The organism is Mycobacterium sp. E2479, from assembly GCF_001667925.1.
Lineage (GTDB): Bacteria > Actinomycetota > Actinomycetes > Mycobacteriales > Mycobacteriaceae > Mycobacterium.
Window position 1 is genome coordinate 185,477 of sequence record NZ_LZJR01000086.1, and the last position, 25,658, is coordinate 211,134.

Consider the following 25,658-nt stretch of genomic DNA (forward strand, 5'->3'; position numbering starts at 1 on the left):
GGCGACCCGGGTTGTCGGTTTCGGTCGCGACGCCGACCCGCGCACAACGAACGGTCGCATGAACTTCCAAGGTTTTTCGCGTGCGATTTCCCAGAGTCGGCCGGTAATTTTAATCACCGTGAGCCAAGATTTACCCTGCTCGCGCGGCCCCTCGGCATCCGTGGCACAATGGTGGACGTGACTGTCGACCAGCCCAGCGTGCAGATTGTGCTCGTGGCGCGACGGCACATTGATCTCAAGCGCGTTTGCAGCTGTATCTGTCTGCCTTGACGTGGTAGACCCAGGCCCCCCTGCGTCCTCAGCTGGCCGATGGTTCCGTGCCGCCCAAAAGTGCCGGTGAACTGTGCTGGCCGCGCTGGCGATCTTTTTGAAGGAGAGAACTTCCGATGACCACCGCCCGACCCGCGAAGGCCCGTGACGAGGGCCAATGGGCACTGGGGAATCGTGAGCCGCTGAACGCGAACGAAGAAATGAAGCAGGCCGGCGCCCCGCTGGACGTACGCGAGCGCATCGAGACCGTTTATGCCCGCAACGGCTTCGACAGCATCGACAAAAGCGACCTGCGGGGGCGTTTCCGCTGGTGGGGCCTGTACACCCAGCGCGAACAGGGCTACGACGGCACGTTCACGGGCGACGACAACGCGGACTTGCTGGAAGCCAGGTACTTCATGATGCGGGTGCGGTGCGACGGCGGTGCGCTGTCGGCGGCCGCGCTGCGCACGGTGGGCCAGATCTCTACCGAATTCGGCCGCGACACCGCCGACATCACCGACCGCGAAAACGTCCAGTACCACTGGATCGAGGTGGAGAACGTACCCGAAATCTGGCGGCGGCTGGCCGAGGTCGGCCTGCAGACCGCCGAGGCGTGCGGTGACTGCCCCCGTGTGATCCTGGGTTCACCATTGGCCGGGGAGTCGCTCGACGAGGTTCTCGACCCCAGTTGGGCGATCGAGGAGATCGCGCGCCGCTACATCGGTCAGCCCGACTTCGCCGACCTGCCGCGCAAGTACAAGACCGCGATCTCGGGTCTGCAGGATGTGGTGCACGAGGTCAACGACATCGCGTTTATCGGCGTCAACCATCCAGAGCACGGCCCGGGGCTGGACCTGTGGGTGGGCGGCGGGTTGTCGACCAACCCGATGCTGGCCCAGCGGGTCGGCGCCTGGGTGCCGCTCGAGGAGGTGCCCGAGGTGTGGCACGCGGTGACCTCGATCTTCCGCGACTACGGCTACCGACGGCTGCGGTCCAAGGCGCGGCTGAAGTTCCTCATCAAGGACTGGGGTATTGAAAAATTCCGTGAAGTTCTCGAACAGGAGTACCTCAAGCGTCCACTGATCGACGGTCCGGCTCCCCAGCCGCTGAAGCACCCGATCGACCACGTCGGTGTGCAACGGCTCAAGAACGGTCTCAACGCGGTGGGCGTCGCCTCGATCGCGGGACGGGTGTCGGGCACCATCCTCACCACGGTGGCCGACCTCGCCCAGCGGGCCGGCTCGGACCGGATCCGGCTCACCCCCTACCAGAAGCTGGTGATCCTCGACGTGCCCGACGACAAGCTCGATGCGCTGATCGCTGGTCTGGAGGCGCTGGGCCTGCACTCGCAGCCCTCGCATTGGCGCCGGAATGTGATGGCGTGCACCGGGATTGAGTTTTGCAAATTATCTTTCGCCGAAACTCGGGTCAAGGCACAGTCTTTGGTGCCCGACCTCGAACACCGCCTCGCGGATATCAACGAGCAACTCGACGTGCCCATCACCGTCAACATCAACGGATGTCCGAATTCATGCGCGCGCATTCAGGTCGCCGATATCGGACTCAAGGGCCAGATGGTCGACGACGGACAGGGCGGCTCGGTCGAGGGTTTCCAGGTTCACCTGGGCGGCAGCCTGGGTCTGGACAGCGGGTTCGGTCGAAAGCTGCGTCAGCACAAGGTGACCAGCGACGAGCTCGGCGACTACATCGAGCGGGTCACACGCAACTTCCTGAAATATCGCGACGAGGGTGAACGTTTCGCACAGTGGGCAATGAGGGCAGACGAGGACGATTTGCGATGAGCGAACGAACAACCAGGCTTCCAGAAGCCGAACTGCGTGCGCTTGCCGCCCGCGGGGCGGCCGAATTGGAGGGCGCCAGCGCCGCCGACGTGTTGCGATGGACTGACGAGACATTCGGCGGCATCAACGGGCCCCGCGGCTGGGCCACCTGCAACTATGTGGTGGCCTCCAGCATGCAGGAGGCCGTGCTGATCGATCTGGCGGCCAAGGCGCGTCCGGGTGTGCCCGTTGTATTCCTGGACACCGGCTACCACTTCGTGGAGACGATCGGCACCCGCGACGCGATCGAGTCCGTTTATGACATCCGGGTGCTCAACGTCACTCCCGAGCAGAGCGTCGCCCAGCAAGACAGACTGCTGGGCAAGGACCTGTTTGCGCGCGATCCGGGAGAATGCTGCCGGCTGCGCAAGGTCGAGCCGCTCGGCAAGACGCTGCGGGGGTTCTCGGCGTGGGTGACCGGGCTGCGCCGGTCGGAAACGGCGACCCGTGCGAACGCACCGGTGGTCGGTTTCGACGAGGGCTTCAAGCTGGTCAAGGTCAACCCGATGGCGACGTGGACCGACGAGGACGTGCAGAACTACATTGACGAGCACAGTGTGCTCGTCAATCCGCTTATCTACGAGGGGTATTCATCGATAGGCTGCGAGCCCTGCACGGCCAAGCCGTTGGCGGGTGCCGACCCGCGCAGCGGACGCTGGCAGGGCCGGGCCAAGACCGAATGCGGTTTGCACGCGTCGTAGTGACAGCGCGCAAACAGGCGACGACCCGCCCGTCAGGCCGACGTCAACGTGTTCTCGTCCTCATCGGCCGCGTCCGCGCTACTCACGTTGGTTGATTTTAGGGCGATCGGCGGAACCCGGGTGGCACGCACGTAGACCGTGTCGCCGTCGCGCAGGGCCAGCGCCTCCGCGTCACCACGGGTGATCTGGGCGGTGAAGAAGCCCCCGGTGGCGGCGCTGGTCAACTCGACCCGGACCTCGAAACCCAGCGTTACCACCCGGTCGACGACGGCGCGCACCACGCCGACGGAATCGGCGGTGCCGTCTCCGCCGGCGATCGCCATCTGGGGGTTGCGACCCACCCGGATGTCATGCGGGCGCACCAGGATGCCGTTAAGGGTGGATACCGCACCGAGGAACGACATCACGAACGCGTTCACCGGGGAGTCGTAGACGTCGGTTGGGGAACCGATCTGCTCGATGCGGCCATGGTTCAACACGGCGATGCGGTCGGCGACGTCCAGTGCCTCGGCCTGGTCGTGGGTGACCAGCACCGTGGTCACGTGCACCTCGTCGTGCAGGCGCCGCAGCCACGCCCGCAGATCCTCGCGCACCTTGGCATCCAGCGCGCCGAACGGCTCGTCGAGCAGGAGCACTTGCGGATCGACGGCCAGCGCCCGGGCCAATGCCATCCGCTGTCGCTGACCGCCGGACAGCTGATTCGGGTAGCGAGCCTGCAGCCCGCTCAGTCCCACCACCTCTAGCAGGTTGTCCACTTTGGCTTTGATCTCGGCTTTGGGTCGCTTGCGGACCTTGAGCCCGTAGGCCACGTTGTCGCGGACCGTCAAATGCTTGAACGCCGCATAGTGCTGGAACACGAAGCCGATGCCGCGGCGCTGCGGTGGCACCCGGGTCACGTCACGGCCGTAGATCGTGACGGTTCCCGTGTCGGGCTCATCGAGACCGGCGATGGCACGCAGCAGGGTTGACTTGCCCGAACCGCTGGGACCCAGCAATGCCGTCAGCGAGCCGGTGGGCACGACGAAGTCCACGTGGTCCAGAGCGACGTAATCGCCATACCTTTTGTTCGCGTCACGCACGATGATGGCGAGGTCGTCGCGATTGGTGCCGGCATCAGTCACGGTCATTCCCCTCGTCAGGCCTGTCTGGCCGCTCGCGTGCGGCGCGCATCAAGCGCCACCTGGAAAACCAACACCAGCACGGCAACTCCCATCAGCAGCGTGGACAGCGCGTAGGCGCCGTACTCCGCGCCGCGGTTGTAGCGGTCAGAGACCAGCAGTGTCAGTGTCTGCGACTTCCCCGGCAAGTTCGACGACACCATGAGCACGGCACCGTATTCCCCCAGGGTACGTGCGATGGTCAAGACGATGCCGTACGTCAGGCCCCATCGGATGGACGGCAGGGTGATCCGCCAGAAGGTCTGCCACCAGCCCGAACCGAGGGTGGCGGCCGCCTCCTCCTGATCGGTTCCCAGCTCGTGCAGCACCGGCTCCACTTCACGCACCACGAAAGGCAGCGTGACGAAGATGCTGGCGAGCACAATGCCCGGCAGGCCGAAGATGATCTTGAACCCGAGGTCTTGCTCCACGAACCCGAGCGCACCGGCCGACCCCCACAACACGATCAACGCCACGCCCACAATGACGGGCGATACCGCGAACGGCAGATCGATGACGGCCTGCAGCACGCCCTTGCCACGAAACCTGTTGCGCGCGAGAACCAATGCCGTGGGAATACCGAAGACGACGTTGAGGGGCACCACGATGGCCACCACCAGAAGCGTCAGATTCAGCGCCGATATCGCAGCGGGGGTGCTCACCCAGGCGTAGAACTGGCCGAGCCCGGGTTGAAAGGTCCGCCACAGGATCAACGTCACCGGGACGACGAGCAGGACGAAGATATATCCGAGCGCGACGAATCGCAACCAATAGCGCACTCCCGCAGACGATGTCATGCAGACAGCTCCTCTCGCTTGGCCGCGCGCCCGCCCACGATCCGCAGGATGAGCAGCACGACAAACGAAATGGCCAGCAAGACAATCGATATTGCGGCAGCGCCGGTGCGGTCGTCGTTCTCGATCAAGGTGCGTATCCACTGCGACGACACTTCGGTCTTGCCAGGCACAGCGCCACCGATGAGCACCACGGATCCGAACTCACCGATCGCCCGTGAAAATGCCAGGCCGGCACCGGATAGCAACGCCGGCAGCAGCGACGGCAGCACGACGGAGGTGAAGATTTTACGTCCGCTGGCACCGAGCGACGCCGCGGCCTCTTCGGTTTCGCGGTCCAATTCGAGTAGTACCGGCTGGACGGCGCGCACCACGAACGGCAACGTGACAAACGCCAGCGCCGCGGTCACACCCCATGCTGTGTGCTGCAGATGCAGGCCGACCGGGCTGTTGTTGCCGTACAACGCCAGCATCACCAGGCTCGCGACGATGGTGGGCAGCGCGAACGGCAGATCGATGATCGCGTCGACGAGCCGCTTGCCCGGAAAGTCATCACGCACCAGCACCCACGCGATCACCAGGCCGAAACCCAGGTTGAGCACGGTGACCCCCGCTGAAATCGTCAGGGTCACCCGGAACGACTCGACCGCGGCATTCGATGAGACCGCGAGCCAGAAGGCCTGCCAGCCGCCACCCGCGGATTGCCAGGCGATTGCCGCCAGCGGCAACAACACGATCACCGACAGCCACACCGTGGCCGCGCCGACCCGAAGGGCGGTGGTCCCGCGGCCGCGCCCGGCAAGCGGTCCCGGTGGCACGTCACCGTTGTGCTCGGGCCGGATTGCCGCCGGGTCCGGCGTGATGGTCGTCATCCGGTGGCCTTCGTGTAGATCTTGGTGATGCTGCCGGTGGTCTTGTCGAACAATTGCGGATCCGCCGTGGCCCAGCCACCCAGGTCGGCGATGGTCCACAGTTTCGTCGGCACCGGGTACTGGTTTCGGTAGTCGGCGGCGACGCCCGGATCGACCGGGCGGAAACCCGCCTGCGCCCAAACCTTTTGAGCCGCAGCCGTGTACTGGAAGTTCTTGAAGGCGACGGCGGCATCCAGATGCGGGCTGGTGTTGACCACGGCCACCGGATTGTCGATCCTGAAGGTCTGCGGCAAATTGATGTGTTCGACCGGCTTTCCCGCCCGCTCGGTGGCGATGGCCTCGTTCTCGTAGCTGATCAGTACGTCGCCACTGCCCTGAATGAAGACATCGGTGGCTTCCCGCCCCGACCCGGGACGCAGTTTGACGTGTTCGGTCACCAACTTTTTGATGAAATCCACACCGGCGTCGCGATGGGCGCCGCCTTCGCTCTTGACGGCGTACGGTGCGAGCAGGTTCCATTTGGCCGATCCTGAACTCAGCGGACTGGGGGTGATGACCTCGACTCCCGGCCGTAACAGGTCATCCCAATCCCTGATGTTCTTCGGATTGCCCTTTCGCACCACCAGCGTGACCACGGAGCCGAACGGGATTCCCTTGGTGGCGTCGACATTCCAGTCCTTGGAAACCTTGCCGGCCTTCACCAGACGAGCGATGTCCGGTTCGACGGAGAAGTTGACGACATCGGCCGGCTTGCCGTCGACAACGCCGCGGGACTGATCACCCGACGCCCCATAGGAAGTGACGACTTGCACGCCCTTGCCCTCATCGGAGGCGTTGAACGCCGGAATTATCTTGCTCCACCCCGGTTCTGGGACCGAGTAGGCGACCAGGGTGATGCTGGTTCGCGCGTTGGACAGTCCGCCGCCACCGACGGCATCACTGGCACCGCCGTGGCATCCGGCGATGAGGCCGGCGATCAGGGCGAAGGCGAGGACGGGCCGCCAACCTGATGCGGTCCTGATGTGCATTGCGGGCCTTCCGATGTGGAACATATGGGATTTCGGTCCCGTTACCGCGGATAGGCACCTAGAACTTCAGGAGAATTCGAAAACTCCAGACCAGACCGGGTACGGGTGTGGCAGTCAACGACAACAGTGCACGAAGGCATAGCAGCCCGGAATGCCAAATGCCATGCGCATGGCCGGAAGCCTAACAGGAATTGACGTTGCCGCCACCGCAGCGGGCGCCGAGCGAACGGCATCCCCGCTAGTGGTGCATCAGGTGGGTTACCAGCCATGTGACGACGACCAGCGCCACCAGGATGGCGAGAACCAGCGTGACATGCGACCGCGGCATGGGCCCTACTCGGATGTCGCGTCAGCGTGGCGGGCGCGGCGCATCAGCTCGATGCCCTTGCCGAGCAGGCCATCCAACAGGGCCGCCGCGGCGTAGGCCACCACCAGCACGATCGGCACCACCACCATGGCCTGCAGTACGAAAGGGAGCCCCGAAAGCCAAAGCTCGTTGCCGTCCCACCAATCGAGGAACGCGTTCACGGGGCCCACCCTATTCGGCACCGCTGCCGAAGACCAATATGAGGACCGGCGCATGGCTACCGTCCCGAGGCCACGACCTGCCCGATCGACGGCGCCGGACCGGCGGGCACGGTGCTCGCCCGCCGTTGTCCGTCCCGGCATCAACATCACGGCGACGGAAAAGCACGCCGACCTCGTGTGCGCGGCCCGAACTCGCCCGCGTATGCGCTTTACGCAGGGGATACGCGCGCGCCACGCCACCTCGGCGAAAGGTTGGACGCGAGACCGCTGAGCAGCGATGATGTCCAGATGGTTCTGCATGCCCAATCCGAAGACCAGCCGGCCGACGCCATGCCCGAGGATGCGTTCCAAGCCACCTCCGCAGCGTCGCTGTCGTCGTCCATCGACTTGCGCACGCCGGGGCCCCTCGCTCCCAGCGCCGCCCTCCGGAACCCGTTCCCGCCCATCGCCGACTACGCGTTCCTGTCAGACTGGGAAACCACCTGCCTGATCTCCCCGGCCGGCTCGGTCGAATGGCTGTGCGTGCCGCGACCGGACTCCCCCAGCGTCTTCGGCGCGATCTTGGACCGCAGCGCCGGCCACTTCCGGCTGGGCCCCTACGGCGTCTCGGTGCCCTCGGCCCGCCGGTACCTTCCCGGCAGCCTCATCATGGAGACCACCTGGCAGACCCACACCGGGTGGCTCATCGTGCGTGACGCGCTGGTCATGGGGCCCTGGCACGACCTAGAGCGGCGGTCGCGGACGCATCGCCGCACGCCGATGGACTGGGATGCCGAGCACATCCTGCTACGCACCGTGCGGTGCGTCAGCGGCACCGTCGAATTGATGATGAGCTGCGAGCCGGCGTTCGACTATCACCGCGTCGGCGCCGCCTGGGAGTACTCCGCTAACGCGTACGGCGAGGCCGTCGCGCGCGCCACCAAGGAACCCGACGCCCACCCGACGCTGCGGCTCACCAGCAACCTGCGCATCGGGCTGGAAGGCCGGGAGGCACGCGCGCGCACCCGGATGAAAGAAGGCGACGACGTGTTCGTCGCGCTGAGCTGGACCAAACACCCGGCGCCGCAGACGTACCAGGAGGCCGCCGACAAGATGTGGCAGACCACCGAGTGCTGGCGGCAGTGGATCAACATCGGTAACTTCCCCGACCATCCGTGGCGCGCGTACCTGCAGCGCAGCGCGCTGACGCTGAAGGGCCTGACCTACTCGCCCACCGGTGCGCTGCTGGCGGCCAGCACCACCTCGCTGCCGGAAACGCCGCAGGGCGAACGCAATTGGGATTACCGCTACGCCTGGGTGCGCGACTCGACGTTCGCGTTGTGGGGTCTGTACACGCTGGGGCTGGACCGCGAGGCCGACGATTTCTTCGCCTTCATCGCCGACGTCTCCGGCGCCAACCACAACGAGCGGCACCCGCTGCAGGTGATGTACGGCGTGGGTGGCGAGCGCAGCCTGGTCGAAGAAGAGCTGCATCACCTGTCCGGCTATGACCATGCCCGCCCGGTGCGCATCGGCAACGGCGCCTACGACCAGGTCCAGCACGATATCTGGGGTTCCATCCTGGATTCGTTCTACCTGCACGCCAAGTCGCGCGAGCAAGTCCCGGAGACGTTGTGGCCGGTGCTCAAGAAGCAGGTGGAGGAGGCGATCAAGCACTGGCGCGAGCCGGACCGCGGCATCTGGGAGGTGCGCGGGGAACCGCAGCACTTCACGTCGTCAAAGGTGATGTGCTGGGTGGCGCTCGATCGCGGAGCCAAGCTGGCCGACCGGCAGGGTGAGAAGAGCTATGCCCAGCAGTGGCGGGCAATCGCCGAGGAGATCAAGAACGACATCCTGCAGCACGGGGTGGACTCCCGCGGGGTGTTCACCCAGCGCTACGGCAGCGACGCGCTGGATGCCTCGCTGCTGCTGGTGGTGCTGACGCGGTTCCTGCCGCCCGATGACCCGCGGGTGCGCAACACGGTCGTGGCGATCGCCGACGAACTCACCCAGGAAGGCCTGGTGCTGCGCTACCGGGTCGAGGAGACCGACGACGGGCTGTCCGGCGAGGAGGGCACCTTCACGATCTGCTCATTCTGGCTGGTGTCGGCGCTGGTCGAAATCGGGGAGGTGCGGCGCGCCAAACGCCTGTGTGAGCGGCTACTGTCCTACGCCAGCCCACTGCACCTCTACGCCGAGGAGATCGAGCCGCGCACCGGCCGGCAGCTGGGCAACTTCCCGCAGGCGTTCACCCACCTGGCGCTGATCAACGCGGTGGTGCACGTCATCCGCGCTGAGGAGGAAGCCGACGGCTCTGGGATGTTCCAGCCCGCAAACGCACCCATGTAGTGGCGATCGCGAGCGCGGCGATCGCGAGCGCGGCGAAGCCGGGCGAAGCGGGTCGCCACCATCAGGTAGTCAGTGGCGATCGCGAGCGCGGCGAAGCCGGGCGAAGCGGGTCGCCACCATCAGGTAGCTACCCGAACGCGGCGAAGCGCGCGGTGTCAGCCCAGAGCGCTGACCTTGTCCATCAGGGCACGCGCGATGTCGGTGGCGCTGGAGTTGATGTCCGCCGATCCCGGGTCAGAGGACCGTCGGCCGCCGAAGAACACCACCTCAACCTCGACGAGGCAGTTCGACCGGACGCCGATGGCGCGCGCCTGTGGTGTGGGCCGCAGGGGCGGCATGTTGGGCAGTATCGATGTCGCGGTTTTGGTGGCCGCGACGGTGGAATCGGTGGCGCGGACATCGCTGATGACGTTCGTTGTGCTGATCGGACCTGACTGTTCCGATGTCGTCATGCCGTTGCACTGCTGCCACTGCTGGGAGAACTGCGCGAACAACGCCTGGGCCTGCGTGGCCGATGGGAGCGTGACCACGCCTTCCTCAACCACGATCACCTGCGCCGGTTCGCCATTGTTCCACCACGACTCCGACGCAACGTCTTTCACGTCGGCGGACCGGTAGACGCCGTGCTGCAACATCGCCGTCACGCCCAGGCAACCGGCCTGCGACGTCGATCGCTTGACCTGATAAAGCTTCTCGGGCCCGCCGAATTCGGCCGGATCCCGCGCCACGAAGGTCTGATTGAGCATCCGCGAGAGCGTCGCGCCGTCGAGAAGCACTTGCTTGACCGTCGTGCCGCGCAGCGGTCCGGGCTTCAGGTTTGGCGCCGGCTTGGCCGTGCCCGCCACTACTCCACCGCAACCCGTCGCCAACGCGGCAACCGCCACCAGCGCCGTCGCCATCCCACGTATTCGCATGGCTATTTTTTGCCCTTGTCCCCCGCGGCGTCGGCGGACAGCGCCGCAACGAACGCCTCCTGCGGCACATCGACGCGCCCGATGGTTTTCATCCGCTTCTTGCCTTCCTTCTGCTTTTCCAGAAGTTTGCGTTTACGGGTGATGTCGCCGCCGTAGCACTTGGACAACACGTCCTTACGGATCGCGCGAATGTTCTCGCGCGCAATGATTTTCGATCCGATGGCGGCCTGGACAGGCACCTCGAACTGCTGACGCGGGATGAGCTCTTTGAGCTTGGTGGTCATCTTGTTGCCGTAGGCCGATGCCCCGTCCTTGTGCACGATCGCACTGAACGCGTCGACCGCCTCGCCCTGCAACAGAATGTCGACCTTGACCAATTGAGCCTCCTGCTCGCCGGCCTCCTCGTAGTCGAGGCTGGCGTAGCCGCGGGTGCGTGACTTCAGCGAGTCGAAGAAGTCGAAGATGATCTCGCCCAGCGGCATGGTGTAGCGCAACTCGACCCGTTCGGGCGACAGGTAATCCATGCCGCCCAGCTCGCCGCGGCGCGACTGGCACAGTTCCATGATGGTGCCGATGAATTCGCTCGGCGCGATGATCGTCGTCTTGACCACCGGCTCGTAGACCTCGCGGATCTTGCCCTCCGGCCAATCCGACGGGTTGGTCACCCGGATCTCGGTGTCGTCCTCTTTGATCACGCGATAGACCACGTTGGGCGACGTGGAGATCAGGTCTAGATTGAACTCGCGCTCCAGGCGCTCCCGGGTGATCTCCATGTGCAGCAGACCCAAGAAGCCGCAACGGAATCCGAAGCCCAGCGCCACCGACGTCTCGGGCTCGTAGGTCAAGGCGGCGTCGTTGAGTTGCAGGCGGTCCAGGGCGTCGCGCAGAACCGGGTAGTCCGAACCGTCCACCGGATACAGACCCGAGTAGACCATCGGCTTGGGTTCGCGGTATCCGGTCAGCGCTTCGGCGGCACCGTGGCGGGCCGTCGTCACGGTGTCACCCACCTTGGATTGACGGACGTCCTTGACGCCGGTGATCAGGTAACCCACCTCCCCGACGCCGAGGCCGTCGCTGGCCTTCGGCTCAGGCGAGACGATGCCGACCTCGAGCAGTTCGTGGGTGGCGCCGGTCGACATCATTGCGATGCGTTCGCGCGGGGTGATCTTGCCGTCGACCACCCGGACGTAGGTCACCACGCCGCGGTAGATGTCGTAGACCGAGTCGAAGATCATCGCCCGCAGTGGGGCGTCGGCCTCACCCTGCGGGGGCGGCACCTCGCGCACCACGTGATCGAGCAGGTCGGCGACGCCGTCTCCGGTCTTGCCGGAGACGCGCAGCACGTCACCCGGCTCGCAACCGATGATATGGGCGATCTCGGCGGCGTAACGGTCCGGGTCGGCGGCGGGCAGGTCGATCTTGTTGAGCACCGGAATGATGTGCAGGTCGCGGTCCAGTGCCAGGTAGAGATTGGCCAAGGTCTGCGCCTCGATGCCCTGCGCGGCGTCGACCAGCAGCACCGCACCCTCGCACGCCTCCAGTGCGCGCGACACCTCGTAGGTGAAGTCGACGTGGCCCGGGGTGTCGATCAGGTGCAGCACGTAATCGGTGTCGCCGACTTTCCACGGCAGGCGCACGTTCTGGGCCTTGATGGTGATCCCGCGTTCGCGCTCGATGTCCATCCGGTCCAGGTACTGGGCACGCATCGATCGCTCGTCGACGACGCCGGTGAGCTGGAGCATCCGGTCGGCCAGCGTGGACTTGCCATGGTCGATGTGGGCGATGATGCAGAAGTTCCGAATCTGCGCCGGCGCAGTGAAGGTCTTGTCGGCGAAACTGCTGATGGGAATCTCCTGGTGCGTGCAAGCTTATCGGGGCGCTGCGCGGCCGTTTCCGGGGCGTTCGCGGGTATGTCCAGCGTATCCAGACAGGGCCGCCGGAACCTACTTGGACACAATCGCACCCCGCCGCTCGCGTCTATGCTGCGAATATGCCGTCTCCCCGAAAGTCTCAGTGGAAGACGTTTCAGCGGTTCGCCGAGAACTTCGTATTCAACAACGCCCCTCGCCTCGTCCGACAGGTGCAGAACTCCCAGACCGTGCTGCGTGAGCTGCAGCAGGCGGTGCGGATCACCGCGAATGTCATCGCCGCGGTGGCGCCCCCACCTTCCGACACGCCCGTCTCCGGCCGGCCGGTGACCAGCGGCAGCCTGCCGACCGCGCAACGCGCCCGCAAGCTGGTGTACGCGCCGAGCCTCGACGGCCGGGCCGATCCCGGCGAGATCGTCTGGACCTGGGTGGTCTACGAGGACGACCCCACGCGGGGCAAGGACCGCCCCGTCCTGGTCGTGGGGCGAGACCGTAGCGTTCTGCTGGGCTTGATGGTGTCCAGCCAGGAGCGCCACGCCGCGGATCACGACTGGGTCGGAATTGGTTCCGGCCCTTGGGATTACGAGGGCAGGCCAAGTTGGGTCCGGTTGGACCGGGTGCTCGACGTGCCCGAAGAGGGCATTCGCCGTGAAGGCGCCATCCTGGATCGCGAGATCTTCGATGTGGTGGCCGCGCGATTGCGCGCCGAGTACTCCTGGCGCTAGCGCGTCCGGCGATGCGCCGAGCGTGCACTCACGGCGAGAAAACGACTTCGTCTTCGCCGTGAGTGCACGTTCGGCGAGCGGGGCCGCGCCGGGCGATCCGCCGAGCCTGGGCGATCAGCCCTGGGTGATGTAGGACTGCAGCTGTCGCTGCTCGGCCTCAAGTTCTTCCATCCGGGTCTTCACGACGTCACCGATGCTGACGATGCCGATCAGCTTCTTGCCGTCGAGCACCGGCACATGCCGCACCCGATTCTTGGTCATCAACACGCTGATGGCGTCGACCTCGTCGGTCTTGGCGCAGGTGGCCAGCATCGAGGTCATGATCTTGGACACCGGGCGCGACAGCACGCTCGCGCCATGCGTGTGCAGCTGGCGCACCACGTCACGCTCCGACACGATGCCGACCACACCCTCGTCGCCGACCACGACCATGGCGCCGATGTTTTGGTCGCTCAACCCCGCAAGCAGCTCGCGAACCGTCGCGTCCGGATTGATGGTCACCACCGCCGCGCCCTTGTTTCGCAAGACGTCCGCTATCCGCATCGAGGCCTCCAGCCGGGTTGTGATCCGCTTCACACCAGGTTACGGGTTCCTCGCGCGGCGGAAAAGCCACCAGAGAAACCTCATACAGATCGTGTCCAAAACGGTGAAAGCGCGGCTGATCCCTCGGTTGGCCCACCCGCAGGCACCGGGGGCTTGCAAGATGGGTCCATGATCGAGGTCACGCTGCTGGGCACCGGAAGTCCGATTCCCGATCCGAACCGCGCCGGGCCGTCAACTCTGGTGCGTGCCGGCGGGCAGGTGTTCCTGGTCGACTGCGGGCGTGGCGTGCTGCAGCGCGCGGCCGCGGTCGGGGTGGGCGCGGCCGGAGTGTCGGCGTTGCTGCTCACCCACCTGCACAGCGACCACATCGGGGACCTCGGCGATGTCCTCATCACGCGGTGGATCGGCACGTTCACCCCGGATCCCGCGCCGCTGCCCATCATCGGACCGCCCGGCACCGCCGAGGTGGTCGCGGCGACGCTGAACGCGTTCCGGCACGACATCGGCTACCGGATCGCCCATCACAGCGACCTCAACGAGCCGCCGGCGGTGGATGTCCGCGAGTACACCGACGGCCCCGTCTGGGACCACGACGGGGTGGGCATTCGGGTGGCCCCGACCGATCACCGGCCGGTGGCCCCGACCATCGGTTTTCGGGTCGATCACCAGGGCGCCTCGGTGGTGCTCGCCGGTGACACCATTCCCTGTGCCGGCCTGGATGAGCTGGCGGCGGGCGCCGACGCGCTGGTGCACACCGTGATCCGCAAGGACATCGTCGTCACCATCCCCCAGCAGCGGCTGCAGGACATCTGCGACTACCACTCGTCAGTTGAGGAAGCGGCGGCGACCGCGGCCCGCGCGGGGGTGGGCACCCTTGTCATGACGCATTACGTGCCGGCGCTGGTACCCGGCCAGGAAGAACAGTGGCGGGCCCTGGCGGCGACGCAGTTCGGTGGGCGCATCGAACTCGGTGACGATCTGCACCGGGTCCAGGTCGAGGCATCCACATGACGATCGCCGGCGGCGGCTCACCGGACCGGCGAACCTCGTTGCGCCGCAGGCGATAGGGCAACGCTCGCCACCATCAGCCAGGTGAGCGCCAGGACCCGCGCGACCGGCAGGATGACGCCCAGCGCCGGCCAGATCAGCACCACCACGGTCACTTCCGCGAGGACGGCCGTCGCCAGACCGATCCGGGTGACCGATCTGGGCAGCACTCCCGTGCCGGCCGCCGCGATTGCGCCGACCAGCAGCCCCAACGCCGCAATGTGGCCCGGGCCGCCGGTGAGGAATACCAGTAAGTACAGCGCTCTGACCAACGCCGCGTCAGCTCCAACTTCCGGTATCGACAACGTCCAGCCCAGCAGTCCAGCCAGGCCGAGCGCACCGGCGGCCAAGGCGCCACCGGTCAGAGCGATCGCGGCGGATCTGCTGCTTGCCTCGAGTTGCCGCAGCCGGGCACCGGCGATCGCCGCGTAGAGCGCCAGCGGCACCGACGACGCGAACGTCGCAACGGCGACGATGCGCACGGCCACCGACTGGGCACGGACGTAGCTCGTGACGGCACTTGCCGGCCCGTAAGGCAACGGCATGACGCCGCCCACGGCAACCCCGATCGCGATGCCGCCGATGAGCAGACCGATGCAGGCCAGGGATAGCGGCACCAGGGGCCCCCAGCCACGCCCGGGTGGGTTCCCATCGCGCCGAGCCGCGCCCTCGGCTGAATCATTCATTCCTGCAACGGTATCCCCGGGGTCGGCCACTGTCGGCGAATATCACCGGGCTAGGCCAGCCGGGTCACCTCCACGATCACGTCGAGGTCGGTGGCGCCCTCGCCGGAATAGATGCCCTTCAACGGGGAGACGTCGGCGTAGTCGCGGCCCGCGCCCACGCCGACGTACTGCTCGGTGATCTCGGTGTCGTTGGTGGGGTCATAGCTCCACCAGGCACCAGTCCACGCCTCGATCCAGGCGTGGCTTCGCCCATCCACGGTGTCCCCGACCACGGCCTCGCGTTTGGGATGGAGGTAGCCCGAGACGTAATGCGCCGGAATTCCCATGCTGCGCAACAACATCAGCGACAGGTGCACGAAGTCCTGGCAGACGCCCTTGCCCTGTTTGAGCGCGTCCAGCCCCGACGAGGCCACGCTGGTGGTTCCGGGAAGGTATTCGAGTTCATTGCGCACCCAATCGGCGGCGGCGACAACGGCCTCGGCCGGCTTGTGGGACTTGCTGATCTTTTTGCCCACCGACGCCACCCGCTTGCTGGCCGGCGTGTGCTCGGTGGGGCGCAGCAGCTCGTCGTAGCGATCGATCACTACCTCCGATTGCAGGTCGCCCCAACCGACTTCCGACATCAGCGGTTCGGCTCGCTCGGTTTCGACGACCGAGGATGACATCACCGTGAGATCTGTGTGGGGGGCGTGCAGGTCGAACGCCGTGACCGCGGTGCCCCAGTAGTCGATGTAGCGGTAGGACCGCGTTGCCGGGATGGTTTCGACCCGGTTGAGGATGACGTTCTGCCGGGTGTTCGACCGCGGGGTCAGCCGGGCCTCGTTGTAGGAGGCGGTCACCGGCGACTGGTAGGCGTATCCCGTGGTGTGCACGACGCGCAGCCGCCACATCAGCCGTCCCCTTTCCTGCGGACCAGCCGGGCGCGTTGGCCCGCGTCCGACCACGCCACCCAGGGCGTCACGTGAAAGTACTGCAGCGCCAACGCCTCTCCGACGTCATGGCAGGTCCGCTGCAGCCCGGCCAGACGGCTCTCCAGCGATTCCAGCAGCGCTCCCGGCTGGACGAACTCCAACTCGCTGCGCGCCTGACCGAGCAGCCGCTGCGCCTCGGCGGTGGCCCCAATCCGGCTCTGTCGGTTGTGGACGAGTTCGTCCAAGTTGTGTTCGGCCAGTCGCAGCGAGTAGAACACCGAACGCGGAAACAGCCGGTCCAACAACATGAATTCGACGACCCGGCCCGCATCCAACACACCACGGTAAGTCCGCAGGTAGGTGTCGTGGGCGCCCGCCGAACGCAACAGCGTCACCCACGCCGGGGACGAGGCGCTGTCCCCGACCCGCGACAGCAACAGCCGCACCGTCATGTCGACCCGTTCGATCGCCCGACCCAATACCATGAACCGGTAGCCGTCGTCGCGGGACAGCGTCGAGTCGGCCAGGCCGGCGAACATCGCCGCGCGTCGTTCGATGAACGACAAGAAGTCGTGCGGCCCAAGGCGTTTGGCGGCACGCTCCCGTTCAGGCAGGGCATGATAGGTGGTGTTGAGGCACTCCCAGATCTCGCTGGACGTCACCTCGCGCGCTGACTTCGCGTTCTCGCGTGCCGAGGTGATGGCGTCGACGATCGAGCAGCCACCCTGGGTGTTGGTGCTGTAGGCCACCAAGTCGGTCAACGACCACACATCCAGGTGGTGATCCGGCGGGTCGATGCCGAGCACCCGCAGCAAAAGGCGCGAAGCCTGGTCCGGGTCGACGCTGGAGTCCTCGAGCAACTGGTGCAGCGCCACGTCCAGGATGCGGGCGGTGTCGTCGGCGCGCTCGACGTAGCGGCCGATCCAGTACAGCGCCTCGGCGTTACGAGCCAGCATCGTGCACCGCCCTTTGTTGCTGCTGCTGCTCGAGCTGCTCGCGCCGGGGCAGTTCGGTGGGCTGCGCCTGCTGAGACGACATGGACGTCAGCCGCGACGCGTCTTCCAACGGGTCGGGCATCGAGGTGGGCAGCGAGCGCACCACCTCAGCCGCCTCGAGCTCATGGTCGCCGGCCGCCGCACGCGACGCCAGCACCCAGGTGTCCTTGGAGCCGCCGCCCTGACTGGAGTTGACCACCCGCGACCCCTCGACCAGGGCCACCCGGCTCAGCCCGCCGGGCAGCACCCACACGTCGTCGCCGTCGTTGACCGCGAACGGTCGCAGATCCACGTAGCGGGGCGCCAGGGTATTGCCGATCTGCGTCGGCACCGTCGACAGTTCCATCATCGGCTGCGCGATCCAGCTCCGGGGATCGTCGCGAATCTTCTTGGCGACCGCAGCCAACTCCTTGTCCGAGGCCTCCGGACCGAACACGATGCCGTAGCCGCCGGACCCCTCCACCGGCTTGAGAACCAACTCGTCGATGCGGTCCAGCACCGCTTCGCGCTCGTCATCGAGCCAGCAGCGCAAGGTCTCCACGTTGGCCAGCAGGGGCTTTTCGCCCAGGTAGTACTCGATCATGGTGGGGACGTAGGTGTAGACGAGTTTGTCGTCGCCGACGCCGTTGCCGATAGCGCTGGAGATGGAGACATTGCCGGCGCGCGCGGCGTTGACCAGGCCGGCCACTCCCAGCACCGAGTCGGCGCGGAACTGCAGCGGGTCCAAGAAGGCGTCGTCGATGCGCCGATAGATGACGTCGACCTGGCGCTCGCCCTCGGTGGTGCGCATGTACACCTGGTTGTCGCGGCAGAACAGGTCGCGCCCTTCGACCAGCTCGACACCCATCTGGCGGGCCAGCAGGGAATGCTCGAAATAGGCCGAGTTGTACACACCGGGGGTCAGCACCACCACCGTCGGGTCGGCCTCGTTGGTGGCCGCGGAGTTGCGCAGCGCCCGCAGCAGGTGCGAGGCGTAGTCGTCGACGGCGCGCACCCGGTGGGTCGCGAACAGGTTCGGAAAGACGCGCGCCATGGTGCGCCGGTTCTCCATGACATAGGACACACCCGACGGCGAGCGCAGGTTGTCCTCGAGGACCCGCCAGACCCCCTTTTCATCGCGGATCAGATCGATGCCCGCCACGTGGATGCGCACGCCGTTGGGCGGGACGATGCCCATCGCCTGCCGGTGGAAATGTTCGCAGGAGGTGACCAGGCGGCGTGGGATGACATTGTCGTTCAATATCTCCTGGTCACCGTAGATGTCATCGAGGTACATCTCGAGCGCCTTGACCCGCTGGGTGATGCCGCGCTCCAGGCGCGTCCACTCGGCGGCCGAGATAACCCGGGGCACCAGGTCCAGCGGAAACGGCCGTTCCTGGCCTGATAACGAGAAGGTGATCCCCTGGTCGAGGAAGGCGCGGGATAGCGCTTCGGCGCGAGCTTTCAATTCCGAGGCGTCCGACGGCGCAAGCTCGGCGTAGATACCCCGGTAGGGACCGCGGACAGCGCCCTGGGCATCGAACATCTCGTCGAACGCCATCTGGTAGGCGTCCGAAGACTCGTTGTATCCACCAAAAATGCGCTCAGAACGCGCAGCGCGAAAACCCCGCTTGGTCTCGTCAAGCTGGTTTGTAAGACTCACTGTTCAGATGCTGCCTCAAATCGACGTTCTGGCAGCCCACGGGTTCCCGTTTTGGGAGAAAACGTAACTCACTGATAACCTGGGCAGTCGCTGTGGTGATATCCGGCGCCCCACAAAACGTCTAATCGAAGAAGGAACTCCAGCGTGGCCAACATCAAGTCGCAGCAGAAGCGCAACAAGACGAACGAGCGCGCTCGCCTGCGCAACAAGTCGGTGAAGTCGTCGCTGCGTACCGCCGTGCGCGCGTTCCGCGAGGCCGCCCACGCCGGCGACAAAGAGAAGGCCGCCGAACTGCTGGTGTCGACCAACCGCAAGCTGGACAAGGCGGCCAGCAAGGGCGTGATCCACAAGAACCAGGCCGCGAACAAGAAGTCAGCGCTGACGAAGGCGCTCAACAAGATCTGAGGCCCTGCAGGCCGACGGCGCCCGCCCCCTCTAGTGGCTGCGCTGGGCGGCTAGCTCGGCAACCTGTCTGACCGCGGATTCCAGGGCGTAGTCGGCGTCCACCACCGCTCCCTTGACGTTCGCGTTGAGCGTCGCCACCACCTTCATCGCCGACGCCACCGAGTCACGCGACCAACGCCGAGCCTGTTTCTGCGCCTTCTGCACCCGCCAGGGCGGCATCCCGAGCTGTGACGCGAGCCGATAGGGATCCCCCGACAGGGGGCCGACCCGACCGATCGTGTGGATCGCCTCGGCCAGAGCATCGGCCAGCACCACAAGTGGCTCCCCCCGCATCATGGCCCACCGCAACGCCTCGGCGGCTCCCTCGACGTCGCCGGTTACCGCCTTGTCCGCGATGTCGAAGCCCTTCACCTCGGCCTTGCCGCTGTGATAGCGACGCACCGCGGCGGCGTCGACCACCCCGCCGGTATCGGCGACCAACTGCGAGCAGGCAGAAGCCAACTCCCGCAGATCGGAACCGACCGAATCCAGCATCGCGGTCACGGTGTCCTCGTCGGCCTTGACGCGCAGGCCGCGAAATTCCTTGCGGATGAAGTCGATGCGTTCGCTGAGTTTGGTGATGCGCGCGCAGGCATGCACCTCGGCGCCGAGGGACTGCAGCTCGGCGGCAAGCGCCTTGGCTCGCCCACCCCCCGAGTGCACCACGACCAGCACTACACCCGTCGGCATGTCACTCGCGGCCGAAACAATCACCGCGGCAGCGTCTTTGCCGGCTTCGGCGGCGGCCTCCAGCACGACGATGCGCTCGTCGGCGAACAGTGACGGACTCAGCAGCTCGGCGAGCTCATACGTGCTGACGTCGCCCGCCCGCATCCGGTTGACCGGAACGTCCTCGGTGCCGGCCCGCTTCCGCGCCGACCGCAGCACGTCGGCTACCGCCCGTTCGACCAGCAGTTCCTCGTCTCCCAGGACCAGGTGCAACGGCGAAACTTCGCTCATCCCACGATGGTGTCACGCCCTACCGACTGTGCCGCCCGGGGATCCAACAGCTCAACAACTCGTCTAACCCAGCCCGGACAGCGCCCAGGCCAGCCCAGTAAGCGCCACGAGTGCACCCACGATGCGGACGAGCCGCCATCGCCACAACACCACCACCAGCACCGTGACACCGCCGACGATAAGCGTGCCGGGCACACCCTCCGGCACCGGCAGCGTCGCGCCCGGCATGTGGGCCGCCCAGCGGGCCACACCGTCCACCCACCACAACTCGGGACCGGTGAACCGGATCAGGAGCCGCGCCGCGGCCGGCCATACCCCGCAGAGCGCGGCCGCGGCGGTGCCGAGCACCGTGATCGGCGCGATGACGGCAGCCACGACCAGGTTCGCGAGCGCGGCAACCACACTGAATCGGCCCGAGATCGCCGCGACCAAAGGCGCGGTCACCACCTGCGCCGCCCAGGCGACGGCGAGCGCGTCAGCCAGCGGCTTGGGCCATCCCTTTGCGACCAGTCGCCGCGACCAAACCGGCGCGACGACGATCAGCGCGCCCGTGGCGACTACGGACAGCGCGAACCCCACGTCGACGGCCAACGCGGGGGCGACAGCCAGCAGCACCAGCACGGTGGCGGCCAGGGCCGGAATGGCTTGGCGCCGACGCGAAGACAACATTCCCGCCAGCGCGATGGCGCTCATCACCGCCGCCCGCAACACACTCGCCGTCGGCTGCACGACGATGACGAAGGCCACCAGCGCCAGTGCGGCAAACGCGATGGCCGCCCGGGGGCCGATCAACCGCGCCGAGAACAACACCGCGCCACACACGATCATCACGTTTGCACCCGACACGGCCATCAGGTGCGTCATGCCCGCGGCGCGAAAGTCGCGGCTGGTGTTGCCCGGCACCGCCGAGGTGTCGCCTAACACCAGCGCGGGCAGCATCGCCGCCTGTTCACCGGGCAGCGTCTCGCGGACGGCGGTGGCGAATCGGCTGCGCACCCCATGCGCGGCCCGCTGCACGGGGCCTGCGGTGCCCAAGGTCGGCCGGCCCGACGCGTTGAGTACCGCGACCGTCAGGTCACGACGGATCGGCCGGGTGATGCGCGCGGTGAACCGCATCGGCTGGCCCACCATGACGGAGCCGAAGTCCGAGGCACGCGCGAAAACGACGACCCGCCCGGTTGTTTCGACGGTGCGCAGGCGTTGCAGGGTCGCCCGAAACATCAAGCGGCTGCCGCCCAGCGACACTGCGCTCTCGGTGGGGACGACCGTGACCGGAACGCTGTTGCTGAAGACCGCGGTGATCGGGTGATGAACGACGGCGTCGGTGCGCAGCGCGATGGCGAAGCCGTAGCCGGCCCCCACCATTCCGATCGCTGCGAGGCCGGTGGTGATCGCCCGGAGCCGCGCATTTCGCCCGCGCCGGCGCACCGCACGCCACGCCAGTGCACCGACCCCGGTCAACGCGACGCAGCACCAGGGGAGAATTTGGCCGGCCTGCCACCAGATCCCGCCGGCGGTCACCGCCCAACAGGTCAACGCGGCCGGTACCAGGCGCACATCGACACGCCCGGAGGCAGATCCACCCGGCTCGGGATGAACCACCGGGATCAGACACGGACAAGGGCGCGCAGTTTCTCCAGCCTCGCCGGCCCGATGCCCTCGACTTCGCCGAGCTGGTCGACGCTGGTGAATCTGCCGTTGGCTTGCCGCCACGCCACGATCGCGGCGGCGGTGACCGGCCCCACCCCGGGCAGAGCGTCGAGTTCCTGAACGGTCGCGGTGTTCAGGTCGACGGCCTGGCCGGCCTTCGGCTTGACCGGTCCCGGCGCGGATGGCGGTGCCTTCGATGTGGGTGTCGACCCGGTGGCCACCGAGCTGCCCAGCGCCGTCGGCTGGCCCGGGGCCGGAGCGAGACCGACCACGATCTGTTCGCCGTCACCAAGCGGTCGGGCCATGTTCAAGCCAATGGTGTCCGCGCCGTCCATCGCACCACCGGCGGCCGACAGCGCATCGGCGATGCGCGCACCCGGTGCCAGGGTCACCAGACCCGGCGTGTGCACCAGGCCGACCACGCTGACCACCACCGGTCGGTCGGGACTCGGCGGCTGCGCGGCGCCCGGGCCGGCCGATGACCTGGGGGCCGCGGTCGACACTTTCTCCACCGGTGGCAGCTTGGCCGTCATCACCGGCACCGGGCGGTCGCGCAGCAAGGTGAACACCGTGACCAGCACCGCAAGCGCCGCAATGATCGCCAGCCCGATGGCGCCGGCCCGTCCGGGGTCGGCACGCACTTTGGCCACCCAGCCGCGGTCCTGCGACGCGTCGGGGAGCCACCGCGGGAGCAGCGAATTCTGGTCATCATCGCCGGTGTCCTCCGAGGCCGACCGTTCGTCCCCGGGCTCGGTGTGCGCGTCGGTCTCCGGTTCAGCGCTGAGCCGTCGCTGGAGGCGCTCCGCCGGGAGTTCTGTTCGCATGGTCCGACGGTAGGTCCGCGCACCACCACGACGGCACCGTTCAACCGCGCCGCCGGGCCGATCTGTGGATTAACCCGAGGCTGTGCACAGGGCGTGTAAGGGATGGGTCAAGATGGAAGCCGAGCGAACGACCGGCATCGCCAGAAAACAGCTCTGGGCGCTGCGTCGTCCCGGTCACCGGAGAAACGACAGGAGGCTGCCATGCAATTGGCGCTCACACCAGAGGAAGCCGCGTTCCGCGACGAACTCCGCACCATCTACACGACCAAAATTCCGGAGGAGCTGCGCGAGCGGGTGCGCCAGGGCTCGGCGCAAGCGATCCACGAGGACATCGTCACCAGCCACAAGATCCTGCACGAGCACGGGCTGGCGGTGCCGAACTGGCCGGTCGAGTGGGGCGGCAAGGACTGGACGCCGACCCAGCATCAGATCTGGGCCGACGAGATGCAGCTGGCGTGCGTCCCCGAACCGCTGAACTTCAACACCAAAATGGTGGGCCCGGTAATCGCCGAATTCGGTTCGGAGGAGGTCAAACAACGCTTCCTGCCCCCGACGGCCAGCCTGGACATCTGGTGGTGCCAGGGCTTCTCCGAGCCCGAGGCCGGCTCCGACCTGGCGTCGCTGCGCACCACCGCGGTCCGCGACGGCGACGACTACGTCGTCAACGGTCAAAAGACCTGGACCACACTCGGCCAGTACGCCGACTGGATCTTCTGCCTGGTCCGCACCGATCCGCAGGCGCCCAAGCGGCAGGCCGGGATCTCGTTCCTGCTGTTCGACATGGATACGCCGGGCATCACACTGCGGCCCATCAAGACGATCGACGGCGGACACGAGATCAACGAGGTGTTCTTCGAGGACGTCCGCGTACCCGCCAACCAGCTTGTCGGAGAAGAGAACCAGGGCTGGACATACGCGAAGTTCCTGCTGGGCAACGAGCGCACGGGCATCGCCGGTGTGGGGCGGACCAAGGTGCGCCTCGCCGAGGTCAAGAGGCACGCCGCGGCCACCGGCGTGCTCAACGACCCGCTGTTCGCGGCGCGGCTGGCGGAGGTCGAAAACGAGCTGCTGGCATTGGAACTCACGCAGTCACGAGTGGTGACCGACTCGGCGGACGGCCAGCCCAACCCGGCGTCGTCGGTGCTCAAGCTGCAGGGTAGCCAACTGCAACAGGCCGCCACCGAACTGCTCGTCGAGGTGGCGGGGCCGGATGCGCTTCCGGCCAACGGCGAAGACATCTCATCGCCTTCCTGGGCGCAACACAGTGCGCCCCATTACCTCAACTACCGCAAGACAACGATCTACGGCGGTAGCAGCGAGGTGCAGCGCAACATCATCGCGTCGACGATTCTGGGATTGTGAGGCAGCCATGGACTTTCAGCTGAGTGACGAGCAAGCCCTGCTCCGAGACACCACCCGCGACCTGTTGTCGCGCACCTACGACCCGGAAAGCCGCAACAAGATCATCGGCTCCGACCTCGGCTGGAGCCGCGAGGTCTGGAATCAGCTCGCCGACACCGGGATTCTCGGTCTCGGCTTCGAGCCAGAAGAGTCCGGCCAGATTGAGATCATGGTGGTGCTCCATGAGGTCGGCCGCCGATTGGCCCCCGAACCGGTGCTACACGCCGCCTTGGGACCCGGTGCGCTGATCGCCGAACTCGGCAGCGCCGAGCAGAAGCAACTGCTCGACGAGGTCGCCGGCGGACAGCGGCTGCTGGCGTTCGCCCACCTCGAGCCCGGCCGGCGCAACCCTTCCGCCGAGGTGAGCACGAAGGCTGCGCAGCAAGGTGATTCGTGGACACTCACCGGTCAGAAGAACCCGATACTCGCCGGGGACTGCGCCGACACCTTGGTGGTCAGCGCCGGGTTGCCGAACGGCGGCACCGGGCTTTTCCTGGTCGATGCGGCATCGGTGACCAGGCACCCGTACCGGACGTTCGACGGACAGCGCGGCGCCCAGATCGATCTGGATTCCACCGCCGCCGAACCGCTCGGCGAGGCGCGCGACGCGTCGGGTGCCATCCGTGACGCCGTCGTGCGCATCCAGTCGGCGCTGTGTGCCGAAGCGCTGGGGGCGATGGAGGAATCGCTGCGCCTGACCACCGATTACCTCAAGACCCGCAAGCAGTTCGGCGTCACGCTCAACAAATTCCAGGCGCTTACGCAGCGCGCGGCGGACATGTATGTGTCGTTGGAATTGGCCCGCAGCATGACGTTGTACGCGGCGATGTCGATCGCCGACGGCAACATCGACCCGTTGATCGCGTCGCGGGCCAAGCTGCAGATCGGTCGCTCGGGCCGGCACATCGCTCAGGAGTCGGTCCAGATGCACGGGGGTATCGGCGTGACGGCGGAATATCCGGTCAGCCACTACGCCGCCCGACTCACCGCGATCGAAAACACCCTGGGAACCTCGAATGAGCACCTGCACAACCTGATTGACCACATCGGCGACTACGACCTGGCCCGTCTGTAAGGCATGGCCGAGCCCGCGGAACTGAGTGAGAAGGTCATCGAGTTCTTGTCGGCCGGCACCCGCACCGGGATGCTGGGTTACCTCGCCGCCGACGGCCGGCCGCTGGTCGCGCCGGTGTGGTTCGTGGTCGACATCGGGCAGGACGGCGCCGAGCTGGCGTTCAACACCGGGCGCGACACGTCGAAAGGCCGTGCACTGGCGCGTGATCCGCGCGTGGTGATCTGCGTCGACGATCCCCATCCGCCGTACTCGTTCGTCCAGGTGCAGGGTCTGGCCACGGTCAGCGAGGATGCGCATGAGGTGCGCGACATCGCCACCCGCACCGGTCGCCGCTACATGGGCGCAGCACGCGCGGACGAATTCGGCCGTCGCAACGGCGTTCCCGGTGAATTGGTGGTGCGGGTGCGCCCGACCAAGGTCAACGCAGGATTCGAGATCAGCAACTAGTTCGCCCACGGCAAAGGAGCCGCGA

The 25,658-nt window shown here is 66.6% G+C and carries 25 protein-coding genes and 1 pseudogene; 10 read left to right on the forward strand and 16 right to left on the reverse strand.

Annotation, left to right across the window (positions count from 1 at the left end; genetic code table 11):
* Nucleotides 1-168: 168 nt before the first annotated feature.
* From A5686_RS28415 to A5686_RS13075, 3 genes are all read left to right on the forward strand, one after another.
* On the forward strand, nucleotides 169-270 hold the full coding sequence (locus tag A5686_RS28415; protein ID WP_369829702.1) for an Ms4527A family Cys-rich leader peptide: 102 nt from the start codon (nucleotides 169-171) through the stop codon (nucleotides 268-270).
* Between the two features lie 116 nt (nucleotides 271-386).
* Complete coding sequence (locus A5686_RS13070; RefSeq protein WP_067934661.1) at nucleotides 387-2,054, forward strand: nitrite/sulfite reductase; 1,668 nt, start codon at nucleotides 387-389, stop codon at nucleotides 2,052-2,054.
* Nucleotides 2,051-2,794, forward strand: a complete 744-nt coding sequence (locus A5686_RS13075; RefSeq protein ID WP_067934663.1) for a phosphoadenylyl-sulfate reductase — start codon at nucleotides 2,051-2,053, stop codon at nucleotides 2,792-2,794. The genes A5686_RS13070 and A5686_RS13075 overlap by 4 nt, the downstream gene beginning before the upstream one ends.
* A gap of 32 nt (nucleotides 2,795-2,826) precedes the next feature.
* On the opposite strand, the gene A5686_RS13080 is transcribed toward A5686_RS13075, so the two are convergent.
* From A5686_RS13080 to A5686_RS13100, 5 genes are all read right to left on the reverse strand, one after another.
* Nucleotides 2,827-3,921, reverse strand: a complete 1,095-nt coding sequence (locus A5686_RS13080; protein WP_156750052.1) for a sulfate/molybdate ABC transporter ATP-binding protein — start codon at nucleotides 3,919-3,921, stop codon at nucleotides 2,827-2,829.
* Between the two features lie 8 nt (nucleotides 3,922-3,929).
* Nucleotides 3,930-4,748 (reverse strand): sulfate ABC transporter permease subunit CysW, encoded by an 819-nt coding sequence (gene cysW, locus A5686_RS13085; RefSeq protein WP_067934666.1) that lies wholly within the window; start codon nucleotides 4,746-4,748, stop codon nucleotides 3,930-3,932.
* Entirely contained in the window at nucleotides 4,745-5,617 is an 873-nt protein-coding gene (gene cysT, locus A5686_RS13090; RefSeq protein ID WP_067934668.1) for a sulfate ABC transporter permease subunit CysT, read from the reverse strand. The genes cysW and cysT overlap by 4 nt, the downstream gene beginning before the upstream one ends.
* On the reverse strand, nucleotides 5,614-6,645 hold the full coding sequence (locus A5686_RS13095; RefSeq protein WP_067934670.1) for a sulfate ABC transporter substrate-binding protein: 1,032 nt from the start codon (nucleotides 6,643-6,645) through the stop codon (nucleotides 5,614-5,616). The genes cysT and A5686_RS13095 overlap by 4 nt, the downstream gene beginning before the upstream one ends.
* Before the next feature lie 333 nt (nucleotides 6,646-6,978).
* A complete protein-coding gene (locus A5686_RS13100; protein ID WP_369829703.1) occupies nucleotides 6,979-7,182 on the reverse strand; it encodes a hypothetical protein in 204 nt (67 codons plus the stop codon).
* 279 nt (nucleotides 7,183-7,461) lie between these two features.
* Here A5686_RS13100 and A5686_RS13105 point away from each other — a divergent pair, with 279 nt between their 5' ends.
* Nucleotides 7,462-9,501 (forward strand): glycoside hydrolase family 15 protein, encoded by a 2,040-nt coding sequence (locus A5686_RS13105; RefSeq protein WP_067934673.1) that lies wholly within the window; start codon nucleotides 7,462-7,464, stop codon nucleotides 9,499-9,501.
* On the opposite strand, the pseudogene A5686_RS28420 reads toward A5686_RS13105, so the two are convergent.
* The 3 genes and pseudogenes from A5686_RS28420 to lepA all read right to left on the reverse strand — a co-directional run.
* Nucleotides 9,466-9,574: pseudogene (locus A5686_RS28420) on the reverse strand (gamma-glutamyl-gamma-aminobutyrate hydrolase family protein); the annotation flags it as partial. The gene A5686_RS13105 and the pseudogene A5686_RS28420 overlap by 36 nt on opposite strands.
* Before the next feature lie 82 nt (nucleotides 9,575-9,656).
* Nucleotides 9,657-10,415: a sensor domain-containing protein gene (locus A5686_RS13110; protein WP_067934675.1), complete on the reverse strand. Its 759-nt coding sequence runs from the start codon at nucleotides 10,413-10,415 to the stop codon at nucleotides 9,657-9,659.
* A gap of 2 nt (nucleotides 10,416-10,417) precedes the next feature.
* Nucleotides 10,418-12,265, reverse strand: coding sequence for a translation elongation factor 4 (gene lepA / locus A5686_RS13115; protein WP_082947617.1), 1,848 nt, complete (start codon nucleotides 12,263-12,265; stop codon nucleotides 10,418-10,420).
* 140 nt (nucleotides 12,266-12,405) lie between these two features.
* On the opposite strand from lepA, the gene A5686_RS13120 reads away from it, so the two are divergent.
* Nucleotides 12,406-13,008, forward strand: coding sequence for a type II toxin-antitoxin system PemK/MazF family toxin (locus tag A5686_RS13120; protein ID WP_067934678.1), 603 nt, complete (start codon nucleotides 12,406-12,408; stop codon nucleotides 13,006-13,008).
* A 114-nt stretch (nucleotides 13,009-13,122) separates the two neighbouring features.
* Here the strand turns inward: A5686_RS13120 and A5686_RS13125 are convergent, their stop codons facing one another.
* Nucleotides 13,123-13,551 (reverse strand): CBS domain-containing protein, encoded by a 429-nt coding sequence (locus tag A5686_RS13125; protein WP_067934753.1) that lies wholly within the window; start codon nucleotides 13,549-13,551, stop codon nucleotides 13,123-13,125.
* Nucleotides 13,552-13,719: 168 nt separating this feature from the next.
* Between A5686_RS13125 and A5686_RS13130 the strand changes: the two genes are divergently transcribed.
* A complete protein-coding gene (locus A5686_RS13130) occupies nucleotides 13,720-14,562 on the forward strand; it encodes a ribonuclease Z (RefSeq protein ID WP_067934679.1) in 843 nt (280 codons plus the stop codon).
* Between the two features lie 17 nt (nucleotides 14,563-14,579).
* On the opposite strand, the gene A5686_RS13135 is transcribed toward A5686_RS13130, so the two are convergent.
* Genes A5686_RS13135 through A5686_RS13150 form a run of 4 tightly spaced genes read right to left on the reverse strand, consistent with a single transcriptional unit; the run spans nucleotide 14,580 to nucleotide 18,832 of the window.
* The gene (locus tag A5686_RS13135) at nucleotides 14,580-15,284 is read right to left on the reverse strand and encodes a hypothetical protein (RefSeq protein ID WP_067934681.1); all 705 of its coding nucleotides are present in this window, start codon (nucleotides 15,282-15,284) and stop codon (nucleotides 14,580-14,582) included.
* A gap of 50 nt (nucleotides 15,285-15,334) precedes the next feature.
* Nucleotides 15,335-16,174, reverse strand: coding sequence for a transglutaminase family protein (locus tag A5686_RS13140; RefSeq protein WP_067934684.1), 840 nt, complete (start codon nucleotides 16,172-16,174; stop codon nucleotides 15,335-15,337).
* Nucleotides 16,174-17,151: an alpha-E domain-containing protein gene (locus A5686_RS13145; RefSeq protein ID WP_067934686.1), complete on the reverse strand. Its 978-nt coding sequence runs from the start codon at nucleotides 17,149-17,151 to the stop codon at nucleotides 16,174-16,176. The genes A5686_RS13140 and A5686_RS13145 overlap by 1 nt, the downstream gene beginning before the upstream one ends.
* Nucleotides 17,138-18,832, reverse strand: a complete 1,695-nt coding sequence (locus A5686_RS13150; RefSeq protein WP_067934688.1) for a circularly permuted type 2 ATP-grasp protein — start codon at nucleotides 18,830-18,832, stop codon at nucleotides 17,138-17,140. The genes A5686_RS13145 and A5686_RS13150 overlap by 14 nt, the downstream gene beginning before the upstream one ends.
* A gap of 144 nt (nucleotides 18,833-18,976) precedes the next feature.
* Here A5686_RS13150 and rpsT point away from each other — a divergent pair, with 144 nt between their 5' ends.
* Nucleotides 18,977-19,237, forward strand: coding sequence for a 30S ribosomal protein S20 (gene rpsT / locus A5686_RS13155; protein WP_067934690.1), 261 nt, complete (start codon nucleotides 18,977-18,979; stop codon nucleotides 19,235-19,237).
* A 30-nt stretch (nucleotides 19,238-19,267) separates the two neighbouring features.
* On the opposite strand, the gene holA is transcribed toward rpsT, so the two are convergent.
* The 3 genes from holA to A5686_RS13170 form a co-directional block, all read right to left on the reverse strand.
* Nucleotides 19,268-20,218 carry a DNA polymerase III subunit delta gene (gene holA, locus A5686_RS27225; RefSeq protein ID WP_231986373.1) on the reverse strand — a complete coding sequence of 317 codons (951 nt, stop codon included), beginning with the start codon at nucleotides 20,216-20,218 and terminating at the stop codon, nucleotides 19,268-19,270.
* A gap of 81 nt (nucleotides 20,219-20,299) precedes the next feature.
* Nucleotides 20,300-21,793, reverse strand: coding sequence for a ComEC/Rec2 family competence protein (locus tag A5686_RS27230; protein ID WP_067934693.1), 1,494 nt, complete (start codon nucleotides 21,791-21,793; stop codon nucleotides 20,300-20,302).
* Nucleotides 21,794-21,843: 50 nt separating this feature from the next.
* Nucleotides 21,844-22,710, reverse strand: a complete 867-nt coding sequence (locus A5686_RS13170) for a ComEA family DNA-binding protein (RefSeq protein WP_067934695.1) — start codon at nucleotides 22,708-22,710, stop codon at nucleotides 21,844-21,846.
* 201 nt (nucleotides 22,711-22,911) lie between these two features.
* Between A5686_RS13170 and A5686_RS13175 the strand changes: the two genes are divergently transcribed.
* Genes A5686_RS13175 through A5686_RS13185 form a run of 3 tightly spaced genes read left to right on the forward strand, consistent with a single transcriptional unit; the run spans nucleotide 22,912 to nucleotide 25,633 of the window.
* Nucleotides 22,912-24,072, forward strand: coding sequence for an acyl-CoA dehydrogenase family protein (locus tag A5686_RS13175; protein ID WP_067934696.1), 1,161 nt, complete (start codon nucleotides 22,912-22,914; stop codon nucleotides 24,070-24,072).
* 7 nt (nucleotides 24,073-24,079) lie between these two features.
* Nucleotides 24,080-25,186, forward strand: coding sequence for an acyl-CoA dehydrogenase family protein (locus A5686_RS13180; protein ID WP_067934699.1), 1,107 nt, complete (start codon nucleotides 24,080-24,082; stop codon nucleotides 25,184-25,186).
* Between the two features lie 3 nt (nucleotides 25,187-25,189).
* Nucleotides 25,190-25,633 carry a PPOX class F420-dependent oxidoreductase gene (locus tag A5686_RS13185; protein ID WP_067934701.1) on the forward strand — a complete coding sequence of 148 codons (444 nt, stop codon included), beginning with the start codon at nucleotides 25,190-25,192 and terminating at the stop codon, nucleotides 25,631-25,633.
* Nucleotides 25,634-25,658 lie beyond the last annotated feature (25 nt).